The sequence below is a fragment of the Streptomyces sp. NPDC018693 genome (assembly GCF_044391385.1).
Taxonomy (GTDB): Bacteria; Actinomycetota; Actinomycetes; order Streptomycetales; family Streptomycetaceae; genus Streptomyces.
On sequence record NZ_JBIRZZ010000003.1, the window covers coordinates 1943 to 12694 of the forward strand.

At 68.5% G+C, this 10752-nt stretch carries 7 protein-coding genes, 1 rRNA gene and 3 other annotated features; of the genes, 3 read left to right on the forward strand and 5 right to left on the reverse strand.

All coding sequences use genetic code 11. The annotated features are described in order from the left end of the window. Positions 1-180: a sequence feature (23S ribosomal RNA rRNA prediction is too short), on the forward strand. Positions 181-279: 99 nt separating this feature from the next. Next, positions 280-1911, forward strand: a sequence feature (23S ribosomal RNA rRNA prediction is too short). 1 nt (position 1912) lies between these two features. Beyond that, positions 1913-2780 (forward strand) — a sequence feature (23S ribosomal RNA rRNA prediction is too short). Positions 2781-2860: 80 nt separating this feature from the next. Continuing rightward, a 5S ribosomal RNA gene (gene rrf, locus ACH5AC_RS08385) occupies positions 2861-2977 on the forward strand. Between the two features lie 96 nt (positions 2978-3073). On the opposite strand, the gene ACH5AC_RS08390 is transcribed toward rrf, so the two are convergent. The 5 genes from ACH5AC_RS08390 to ACH5AC_RS08410 are packed head-to-tail and all read right to left on the reverse strand — an operon-like array spanning position 3074 to position 8774. Beyond that, positions 3074-4384 (reverse strand): DUF58 domain-containing protein, encoded by a 1311-nt coding sequence (locus ACH5AC_RS08390; RefSeq protein WP_398860931.1) that lies wholly within the window; start codon positions 4382-4384, stop codon positions 3074-3076. Next, entirely contained in the window at positions 4384-5373 is a 990-nt protein-coding gene (locus tag ACH5AC_RS08395) for an AAA family ATPase (RefSeq protein ID WP_398861610.1), read from the reverse strand. Before ACH5AC_RS08395 ends, ACH5AC_RS08390 begins: the two co-directional genes overlap by 1 nt. Further along, positions 5373-6572, reverse strand: a complete 1200-nt coding sequence (locus tag ACH5AC_RS08400) for a DUF4350 domain-containing protein (protein ID WP_398860932.1) — start codon at positions 6570-6572, stop codon at positions 5373-5375. The genes ACH5AC_RS08395 and ACH5AC_RS08400 overlap by 1 nt, the downstream gene beginning before the upstream one ends. Beyond that, positions 6569-7363 carry a DUF4129 domain-containing protein gene (locus ACH5AC_RS08405; protein WP_398860933.1) on the reverse strand — a complete coding sequence of 265 codons (795 nt, stop codon included), beginning with the start codon at positions 7361-7363 and terminating at the stop codon, positions 6569-6571. Before ACH5AC_RS08405 ends, ACH5AC_RS08400 begins: the two co-directional genes overlap by 4 nt. A 4-nt stretch (positions 7364-7367) precedes the next feature. Further along, entirely contained in the window at positions 7368-8774 is a 1407-nt protein-coding gene (locus ACH5AC_RS08410) for a hypothetical protein (RefSeq protein ID WP_398860934.1), read from the reverse strand. Positions 8775-8914: 140 nt separating this feature from the next. On the opposite strand from ACH5AC_RS08410, the gene mtnA reads away from it, so the two are divergent. Further along, positions 8915-10057 (forward strand): S-methyl-5-thioribose-1-phosphate isomerase, encoded by a 1143-nt coding sequence (gene mtnA / locus ACH5AC_RS08415; RefSeq protein ID WP_398860935.1) that lies wholly within the window; start codon positions 8915-8917, stop codon positions 10055-10057. A gap of 4 nt (positions 10058-10061) precedes the next feature. Continuing rightward, positions 10062-10751 (forward strand): two-component system response regulator MtrA, encoded by a 690-nt coding sequence (mtrA, locus tag ACH5AC_RS08420; RefSeq protein ID WP_015659998.1) that lies wholly within the window; start codon positions 10062-10064, stop codon positions 10749-10751. The last annotated feature ends 1 nt before the right edge of the window (position 10752 follow it).

Genomic DNA, 10752 nt, shown 5'->3' on the forward strand with positions numbered 1-10752 from the left:
CCACGGTCTGCCGGCCGTGGGACGAGTCAGAAACCGTTGATGTAGGCGAAGGACATGCGAAAGGTCCGGCGTAGAGGGTAAGACCCCCGTAGTCGAAACGTCAGCGGCTCGTTTGAGAGACACCCAAGTAGCACGGGGCCCGAGAAATCCCGTGTGAATCTGGCGGGACCACCCGCTAAGCCTAAATATTCCCTGGTGACCGATAGCGGATAGTACCGTGAGGGAATGGTGAAAAGTACCCCGGGAGGGGAGTGAAATAGTACCTGAAACCGTGTGCCTACAAGCCGTGGGAGCGTCGGACATCAGCTTGCTGGTGTCTCGTGACTGCGTGCCTTTTGAAGAATGAGCCTGCGAGTTTGCGGTGTGTTGCGAGGTTAACCCGGGTGGGGTAGCCGTAGCGAAAGCGAGTCCGAATAGGGCGTTGGAGTAGCACGCTCAAGACCCGAAGCGGAGTGATCTAGCCATGGGCAGGTTGAAGCGGAGGTAAGACTTCGTGGAGGACCGAACCCACCAGGGTTGAAAACCTGGGGGATGACCTGTGGTTAGGGGTGAAAGGCCAATCAAACTCCGTGATAGCTGGTTCTCCCCGAAATGCATTTAGGTGCAGCGTCGTGTGTTTCTTGCCGGAGGTAGAGCACTGGATAGGCGATGGGCCCTACCGGGTTACTGACCTTAGCCAAACTCCGAATGCCGGTAAGTGAGAGCGCGGCAGTGAGACTGTGGGGGATAAGCTCCATGGTCGAGAGGGAAACAGCCCAGAGCATCGACTAAGGCCCCTAAGCGTACGCTAAGTGGGAAAGGATGTGGAGTCGCACAGACAACCAGGAGGTTGGCTTAGAAGCAGCCACCCTTGAAAGAGTGCGTAATAGCTCACTGGTCTAGTGATTCCGCGCCGACAATGTAGCGGGGCTCAAGCGTACCGCCGAAGTCGTGTCATTGCAGCATTAACACCCAACGGTGGCTGTGATGGGTAGGGGAGCGTCGTCTGCCGGGTGAAGCGGCACTGGAAGGTAGTCGTGGACGGTTGACGAGTGAGAATGCAGGCATGAGTAGCGATTCACACGTGAGAAACGTGTGCGCCGATTGACTAAGGGTTCCTGGGTCAAGCTGATCTGCCCAGGGTAAGTCGGGACCTAAGGCGAGGCCGACAGGCGTAGTCGATGGATAACCGGTTGATATTCCGGTACCCGCTGTGAAGCGTCAAACATCGAGCATCGTGATGCTAAGGCCGTGAAGCCGCCGGTGATCCCTTCGGGGTGATCCGGAGTGGTGGAGCCGCTGAACCAAGCGGTTAGTAGGTGAGTGATGGGGTGACGCAGGAAGGTAGTCCATCCCGGGCGGTGGTTGTCCCGGGGTAAGGGTGTAGGACGGTGTGTAGGCAAATCCGCACACTATTAAGTCTGAGACCTGATGCCGAGCCGATTGTGGTGAAGTGGATGATCCTATGCTGTCGAGAAAAGCCTCTAGCGAGTTTCATGGCGGCCCGTACCCTAAACCGACTCAGGTGGTCAGGTAGAGAATACCGAGGCGTTCGGGTGAACTATGGTTAAGGAACTCGGCAAAATGCCCCCGTAACTTCGGGAGAAGGGGGGCCATTCCTGGTGATAGCACTTGCTGCTTGAGCTGGGGGTGGCCGCAGAGACCAGCGAGAAGCGACTGTTTACTAAAAACACAGGTCCGTGCGAAGCCGTAAGGCGATGTATACGGACTGACGCCTGCCCGGTGCTGGAACGTTAAGGGGACCGGTTAGCTTCACTTCGGTGGGGCGAAGCTGAGAACTTAAGCGCCAGTAAACGGCGGTGGTAACTATAACCATCCTAAGGTAGCGAAATTCCTTGTCGGGTAAGTTCCGACCTGCACGAATGGCGTAACGACTTCTCGACTGTCTCAACCATAGGCCCGGTGAAATTGCACTACGAGTAAAGATGCTCGTTTCGCGCAGCAGGACGGAAAGACCCCGGGACCTTTACTACAGTTTGATATTGGTGTTCGGTTCGGCTTGTGTAGGATAGCTGGGAGACTTTGAAGCCTGGACGCCAGTTCGGGTGGAGTCGTCGTTGAAATACCAGTCTGGTCGTGCTGGATGTCTAACCTGGGTCCGTGATCCGGATCAGGGACAGTGTCTGATGGGTAGTTTAACTGGGGCGGTTGCCTCCTAAAGGGTAACGGAGGCGCCCAAAGGTTCCCTCAGCCTGGTTGGCAATCAGGTGTTGAGTGTAAGTGCACAAGGGAGCTTGACTGTGAGACCGACGGGTCGAGCAGGGACGAAAGTCGGGACTAGTGATCCGGCGGTGGCTTGTGGAAGCGCCGTCGCTCAACGGATAAAAGGTACCCCGGGGATAACAGGCTGATCTTCCCCAAGAGTCCATATCGACGGGATGGTTTGGCACCTCGATGTCGGCTCGTCGCATCCTGGGGCTGGAGTCGGTCCCAAGGGTTGGGCTGTTCGCCCATTAAAGCGGTACGCGAGCTGGGTTTAGAACGTCGTGAGACAGTTCGGTCCCTATCCGCTGTGCGCGTAGGAGTCTTGAGAAGGGCTGTCCCTAGTACGAGAGGACCGGGACGGACGAACCTCTGGTGTGCCAGTTGTTCTGCCAAGGGCATGGCTGGTTGGCTACGTTCGGGAGGGATAACCGCTGAAAGCATCTAAGCGGGAAGCCTGCTTCGAGATGAGGACTCCCACCCACTTGATGGGGTAAGGCTCCCAGTAGACGACTGGGTTGATAGGCCGGATATGGAAGCCAGGTAACTGGTGGAGTTGACCGGTACTAATAGGCCGAGGGCTTGTCCTCAGTTGCTCGCGTCCACTGTGTTGGTTCTGAAACCACGAACAGCTTTCGGCTGGATAGTTTCATAGTGTTTCGGTGGTCATAGCGTGAGGGAAACGCCCGGTTACATTCCGAACCCGGAAGCTAAGCCTCACAGCGCCGATGGTACTGCAGGGGGGACCCTGTGGGAGAGTAGGACGCCGCCGAACAATTTTTGGAGAGAACCCCGCACCGGTCCGGTGCGGGGTTTTCTGCGTTTAGGCTCGATGTGACGGCTAAGGGCTCTCGTGCGAGAGCCCTTTGTGTTATAGGCGTCCTGCCGACTTGAGAGCGAGATACGCGTCTGCCAGTGCGGGGGCCAGTTCGTCCGGGGTCGCGTCGACGACGGTGACTCCGTGCCTGCGGAGCTGTTCGGCGGTGCGGTGGCGTTCCGTCTGGGCCTGGGCGGCGGCTGCGGCCTCGTAGACCGCCTCCGTGTTGCCGCGGGATGCTGCCATGCGTGTGATGTGGGGGTCTCCCACGGAGGCCACCAGGAGCGTGTGGCGCTGAGTGAGCTGTGGCAGGACGGGGAGGAGACCTTCTTCCACGGGGGCCGCGTCGAGGGTCGTGAGGAGGACGATCAGTGAGCGGCGCGGTGCCGTGCGGAGGGCTGTGGCGGTGAGGCCACGGGCGTCTGTTTCGACCAGCTCGGGCTCCAGGGGGGCCATGGCCTCGACCAGGGAGGGGAGGACGTCGCGGGCTGTGCGGCCCTGGACGAGTGCGCGGATGCGGCGATCGTAGGCGAGGAGGTCGACGCGGTCGCCGGCGCGGGAGGCCAGGGCGGCCAGGAGGAGGGCCGCGTCCAGGGAGGCGTCCAGGCGGGGCGCGTCGCCGACGCGGCCAGCGGAGGTGCGGCCGGTGTCGAGGACGAGGAGGATGTGGCGGTCGCGTTCGGGGCGCCAGGTGCGTACCGCGACGGTCGACTGTCGGGCTGTGGCGCGCCAGTCGATGGAGCGCGTGTCGTCGCCGGGGACGTACTCGCGCAGGCTGTCGAACTCGGTGCCTTCGCCGCGTTGGAGGACGCTGGTGCGGCCGTCGAGTTCGCGGAGGCGGGCGAGTTTTGAGGGGAGGTGCTTGCGGCTGGTGAACGGAGGGAGGACGCGGACCGTCCAGGGGACCTTGTGGGTGGCTTGGCGGGAGAGGAGGCCGAGGGGGCCGTAGGAGCGGATGGTGACGCGGTCGGCGTGGTGGTCGCCGCGGCGGGTCGGGCGTAGGCGGGTGGTGATGCGGCGGCGTTCGCCGGCGGGGACCGTCAGGCGGTGGCGGGAGGCGTCGATCTCCGTGCCGGGCTGCCAGCTGCTGGGTGGCCAGGCGTCGCGGAGGTGGGCGCGCAGGGGGCGCTTGGACGGGTTGGTGAGGGTGAGGGTGATGTCGGCGGGGTCGCCGAGGCGTGCTGAGGCGTCGCCGGAGCGCGTCAGGCGCAGGCGTCGTACGGGGGCGGCGAGGGCGAAGTCGCAGGCGCAGGCGAGGGCCAGAGGTGTGTTGACGGCCAGGATGCCTGTCCAGCTGGGTTCCCAGATGCCGACCGGGAGGGAGCCGAGGGCCGCGAGGAGGGCGGCGCGTCCGGTGAGTGCCATCAGCGGGGGGCGGGGACGTGGGTGAGGATCGCGTTGATCACGGAGTCGGCGGTGACGCCTTCCATTTCGGCCTCCGGGCGGAGTTGGACGCGGTGGCGGAGGGTGGGGAGGGCGAGGGCCTTGACGTCGTCGGGGATGACGTAGTCGCGGCCGGTGAGCCAGGCCCAGGCGCGTGCGGTGGCCAGGAGGGCCGTCGCGCCGCGTGGGGAGACGCCGAGGGTGAGGGACGGGGATTCGCGGGTGGCGCGGCAGAGGTCGACGACGTAGGCCGTGATGTCGGGGGAGATGGCGGTCTTGGCGACCGCGGCGCGGGCGGCGTCGAGGTCGGCCGCGGTCGCCACGGGGCGTACGCCGGCGGCGTGCAGGTCGCGGGGGTTGAAGCCTTCGGCGTGGCGGGTGAGGACGTCGATCTCCTCCTGGCGGGAGGGGAGGGGGATGGTGAGTTTGAGGAGGAAGCGGTCGAGTTGGGCTTCGGGCAGGGGGTAGGTGCCTTCGTACTCGACGGGGTTCTGGGTGGCGGCGACGAGGAACGGCTCGGGGAGCGGGCGGGGGGTGCCGTCGACGGTGACCTGGCGTTCCTCCATGGCTTCGAGGAGGGAGGACTGGGTCTTGGGCGGGGTGCGGTTGATCTCGTCGGCGAGGAGGAGGTTGGTGAAGACCGGGCCGGGCTGGAAGGAGAACTCGGCGGTGCGGGCGTCGTAGACGAGGGAGCCTGTGACGTCGCTCGGCATGAGGTCGGGGGTGAACTGGACGCGCTTGGTGTCGAGTTCGAGGGTGGCCGCGAGGGCGCGGACGAGGAGTGTCTTGGCGACTCCGGGGACGCCTTCGAGGAGGACGTGGCCGCGGCACAGGAGGGCGACGACCAGGCCGGTCACGGCGGGGTCCTGGCCGACCACGGCCTTGGCGATCTCGGCACGCAGGGCCTCCAGGGAGGCTCGGGCGCGGCCCGGGTCCCCGGTGTTCCCGGCGTTGTCAGTGGTCGGGTCCATCATGGACGGCGTACCTCTCTTTCGAGGGCGTCGAGTCGGTCGGCGAGGGAGATGAGGGCGGTGTCGTCGCTGGGCGGCGGGCCGAAGAGGAGGGAGTGCAGGGGCTGTCGGCCGGTGTGGAGGTGTGCGGACAGGGCGGTGACGAGGGCTTCGGGCGTGTGGGCCTGGGCGACGGGGATGCCTACGAGAGGGGCGAGGCGGGTGCGGGTGGTGGAGCGAAGAGCGGCGGCCGCGCGGTCGCGGGCGTCGGCCTTGCGGTAGAGGCGGGCGCGGCCTTCGACGGTTTCGGAGGCGCGGATCGCGACGGGGAGTTTCTCGGGGACGAGCGGGCCGAGTCGGCGGGCCCGCCAGAGGGCGGCGAGGGCCGCCGCGATGAAGAGCTGGAGTGTGCCCCAGAGCCAGCCGGACGGGATGAGGTCGAAGAAGCTCTTCTCGTCGTCGGTGCCGGCGGCGGAGGTGTCGGAGAGGGAGGGGAGGTACCAGACCAAGTGGGGGCGGGAGCCGAGGAGTTGAAGGGCGAGCGAGGCGTTGCCCTGCTTGTCGAGACGTTCGTTGTGGAGGATGTCGGGCGCGCCGAGGACCACGGTGTCGCCGTCGCCGGTGGCGTCGGGGACGCGCAGCAGGGTGGCGAGGCGTTCGCTGGGGTAGCAGGTGTCCGCGTTGAGGTGGGTGGTGGTGTAGCGGACGCCGCCGGTTTCGGCGGTGCCGGCGCGGCGGGCGGCGGGCAGGTCGCAGCCGGGGGAGAGGGTGGAGTCGCGGCTGGTGGCCGGGGCGGCGGTGACGCCGGGGGCGAGTGTTCCCACGGAGGGGCTGCCGGGGGCGACCAGGACGGTGCGGCCGCCGGAGGCGGCGGTCGCGGTGTGCAGCCGCGTCTGTTGACGCGTCGTCAGCAGGTCGGGGACGGCGATCAGGAGGGTGGTGTCGGGGGCTGTCGCGGCGCTCGCCTCGTCCAGGGTGGTGACCACGCGGGTGGACACGCCCCGGTCGGCGAGGAGTTCGGCGACGGCGCGGCTGCCGTGGGGGGTGGCGGAGCGGGGGTCCAGGGCGCCCTGCTGGGCATCGGAGCGGAGGGCGGCGAGCACCACGGCTCCGGCCAGGAGGAGGGCGAGGGCGAGTACGACGCCTCGTGCGCGGGTCCAGATCCGGCGGGCGGTGGGCGAGGCCGAGGTCGGCGGGTGTGTGGTGCTGGTGGTGGTCACGGTGCGGCACCCCCGCTGGTGTGGTGGGCCGCGTTGTGGGCGTTGCTGGGGGTGAGTTGGGGTCTGGTGCGTTCCAGGTCGTGGTCGAGTGCGGCGATGCGGCGGTACGACTGCTCGGTCGCGCTGCGGCCGCCGTATGTCACGTCGTCGAAGTTGCGGGCGGCGGCGGCGAGCCGGTCGGCGTGGGCGGGCAGGGCGCGGCTCGCCTCCGCGGCGGCCTCGTCGGCGGTGCGGCCGGGCCGGGTGTCGAGAAGGGCGCGTTCCTCCAGGGAGCGGACGATCGCGCGCATGCTTTCCTGGACGGCCTGGTTCCAGTGGCTCTGGGCGGCGTGGGCCTCGGCGGCGGCGCGGTGCTGGGCGGCGCTGCGGGGGCGGTGGTCGAACAGGGCGGTGGTGGAGACGGGTTGGCGGCGGGGTGTGCCCAGGCGCCACCACAGGGCCGCCAGGACGGCGACGACGGCCAGGACGATCACCACCAGGCCGAGTGCGCCTCCGGGCGTGGCGGTCGAGGCGGCGCCGAGGAGGTCGTCGACCCAGTTCCAGAAGGTGTCGAGGGCGCGCTCGAACAGGCTCGGGTCGTCCTGGTGGTACAGCTGTTTGGACAGTTCGCGCCGGGCCGCTTCCTGCGCGGGGTCGCGGGGGATGGTGAGCGGCGGTTCGTCGCCGCCGGTCAGGCCGGGCAGCAGGGTGGCGGCCGGGTCCGGGGTGGTGCCGCGCAGGGCCCGGACGGTCGTGGCGGCCGGGCCCTGCGGTGCCGGTGCGGCTGTGAGAACTCCCCCCGTCGGGATCACCGCATCAGCTCCCCGGGATCGGGCCGGGAGCGGTGGGGCCGTGGTCCTGGACGCCGGCGGCGCGGGCCAGGTCCAGGTCGAGGGCCTCACGGCGGATGCGCTGGTCGATGTAGAGGAGCACGGTGACGCACGCGGTGATCGGGAAGGTGATCGTGGAGCCGATCACCGAGCCGATTCCGCTGATGATCAGGTAGGTCCAGCCGAGCTCGCCGTTGGAGTTGAGGAAGCCGCTGACGCCGCCGTCGCCCACCAGAGCGCCGATCACGGCGAAGGGGACCACGACGATCATGGCGACGATGTTGGTGAGGATCGCCGCGAGCACCTGGATGCCGAAGACCCGCCACCAGGAGCCGCGGACCAGCTTCACGGAGCGGCTCATCGCCTTCCTGATGCCCTGCTTCTCCAGCATGAGCGCCGGGGAGGCGAGGGAGAGGCGGTACCACAGCCATGCCGCGACGACGAGGGCGCCGAGCATGCCGAGGAGTGTGACGAAGGCCCCCCCGGCCCCGGCGCCCGCGGCCAGCATGAGGACGCCCGGGAGCGCACCGGCGACGAAGACGCCGAAAAGGATCAGCAGCAGCAGGAAGACCAGCCCGAACAGTCCGGGCAGCCGGGGGCGGGCGTCGCGCCATGCCTCCGTGGTGGTGACCGGCTTGCCGAGCACCGCACGGCTGGTGACGGCGGTGAGCAGGGCGGTGGCGATGATGGTGCCGATGAAGGTGATCAGGAGGACGGCGCCGGTGCCGAGGAAGGCGTCGCGTGCGGCGTCGAGCTGTTCGTCCGCGGTGGCGCTGGTGTCGTCGAGGGCCGCCGAGCTCGTGAACTCGTTGAGGGCCAGGCCCTGCAGCAGGACGATGACGACCTCGATGACGACGGCGACGGTCAGCGAGATGCCGAGGACCGTGCGCCAGTAGGTGCGCATGGTGGAGACCGCGCCGTCGAGGATCTCGCCCACGCCGAGCGGGCGCAGGGGGATGACGCCGGGCTTGGCCGCGGGCGGGGGGCCGCCCCAGCCGGCGCCCCAGCCGCCGTGGCCGACAGGGCCGCCCGGGGTGCCGTAGGCGCCGGGGCCCGCCGGGCCGCCGGTGGGGGTGCCCCAGCCGCGGTAGCCGTGGGCGGGGCCCGCCGGGGGCTGTCCGCCCCAGCCGGGGCCGGGGGCAGGGGGTGGCGGAGCCTGGCCGGGGCTCTGCGTGCTTTGAGGGCTCTGGGGGCCCGCGGGTGCGCTCCACTGGCCCGGTGGCGGCTGCTCCTTGGACCACTTCGGGCCGGTGCTCTGCGGCTCCTGGCCGGGCTGGTCGTCGGGCTGCGGGGCTGCGGAGTGGTCGGCGGGCTCGGCAGGGCCGGACGCTTCCGGCTTCTGCCCGTCGGACGGGGCGGATCCGGGCGAGGCCCAGCCCGGAGTGTCGTTCATCATCGCTCCTTCACGGTGCCCGTCCGCGGTCGCGGCGGCAGTTCGAGAGCCATCGTGCCATGGGGTGGTCATCGGGTGACCGGCCGCGGTATGGGCTGGATGCCTTCAATAGTTGGCGCGACAGGGGGCAGACTGGCCGCATGGCTGATCAGTACGCGCAATCAGGCGAGGGCGAGCGGCCCACCGGGGTACCGGTTATCCGCTGGGAGGAACCTCCCGAGGGTCCGGTGGTGGTCCTCCTCGACCAGACGAGGCTGCCGGCCGAGGAGGTCGAGCTGGTGTGCACGGACGCGTCCGTGCTGGTGGAGGCGATCCGCTCGCTCGCCGTGCGCGGCGCGCCGGTGCTCGGGATCGCGGGGGCCTACGGGGTCGCGCTCGCCGCCGCGCGCGGCTTCGACGTGGAGGGGGCCGCGACCGCGCTGGCCGAGGCCCGGCCGACCGCGGTGAACCTCTCCGTCGGTGTGCGGCGGGCCCAGGCCGCGTACCGGGCGGAGTACGCCCGCAGTGGTGATCCCGGGCAGGCGGCCGGGGCGGCGCTCGCCGCTGCCCGGCAGCTGCACCGGGAGGACGCCGAGGCCAGCGCCCGGATGGCGCGGCACGGGCTGGCGCTGCTGGACGAGCTGCTGCCCGCCGGCGGGCACCGCATCCTCACCCACTGCAACACCGGGTCGCTGGTGTCCGGCGGGGAGGGAACGGCGTTCGCGGTGGCCCTCCACGCGCACCGGGCGGGGCGGCTGCGGCGGCTGTGGGTGGACGAAACGCGTCCGTTGCTGCAAGGTGCTCGCCTGACGGCGTACGAGGCGGCGCGCAGCGGCATGGCGTACACCTTGCTGACGGACAACGCCGCGGGCTCCCTGTTCGCGGCCGGAGAGGTGGACGCGGTGCTGATCGGTGCGGACCGCATCGCGGCCGACGGTTCGGTGGCGAACAAGGTGGGGAGCTATCCGCTCGCGGTGCTCGCCCGGTACCACCATGTGCCGTTCGTCGTGGTGGCGCCGGTGACCACGGTGGATCCGCGGACGCCGGACGGGGCGTCGATCGAGGTCGAGCAGCGTCCCGGCTTCGAAGTGACCGAGGTCACAGCGCCCCAGGTTCCGGTGACGGGACCAGGAGGCGGAATCCCGGTGGCCCCCCTGGGGACGCAGGCATACAACCCGGCGTTCGATGTGACGCCACCCGAGCTGGTGACGGCGATCGTCACGGAGGAAGGCGCTGTTTCACCCGTGACCGCCGACGCTCTCGCGGAGCTGTGTGCCAGGTCACGCCAGGTAACGATTAGCTAATGGGATGATGTCGTTTATGAAGGGACGAGTCCTTGTCGTCGACGACGACACCGCACTGGCCGAGATGCTCGGCATCGTGCTGCGTGGTGAAGGTTTTGAGCCGTCTTTCGTGGCCGACGGCGACAAGGCGCTGGCTGCTTTCCGTGAGACCAAGCCCGACCTGGTGCTGCTCGATCTGATGCTGCCGGGCCGGGACGGTATCGAGGTGTGCCGTCTGATCAGGGCGGAGTCCGGGGTGCCGATCGTGATGCTCACGGCCAAGAGCGACACCGTCGACGTCGTCGTGGGGCTCGAGTCGGGCGCCGACGACTACATCGTCAAGCCGTTCAAGCCGAAGGAGCTCGTCGCCCGGATCCGGGCGCGGCTGCGGAGGTCGGAGGAGCCGGCGCCGGAGCAGCTCGCCATCGGCGACCTGGTCATCGATGTCGCCGGTCACTCCGTGAAGCGGGACGGGCAGTCGATCGCGCTCACGCCGCTGGAGTTCGATCTGCTGGTCGCGCTCGCGCGCAAGCCGTGGCAGGTGTTCACCCGCGAAGTGCTGCTGGAGCAGGTGTGGGGCTACCGGCACGCAGCCGACACCCGGCTGGTGAACGTGCATGTGCAGCGGCTGCGCTCCAAGGTCGAGAAGGACCCGGAGCGGCCGGAGATCGTGGTGACCGTCCGAGGCGTCGGTTACAAGGCGGGACCGAGCTGAC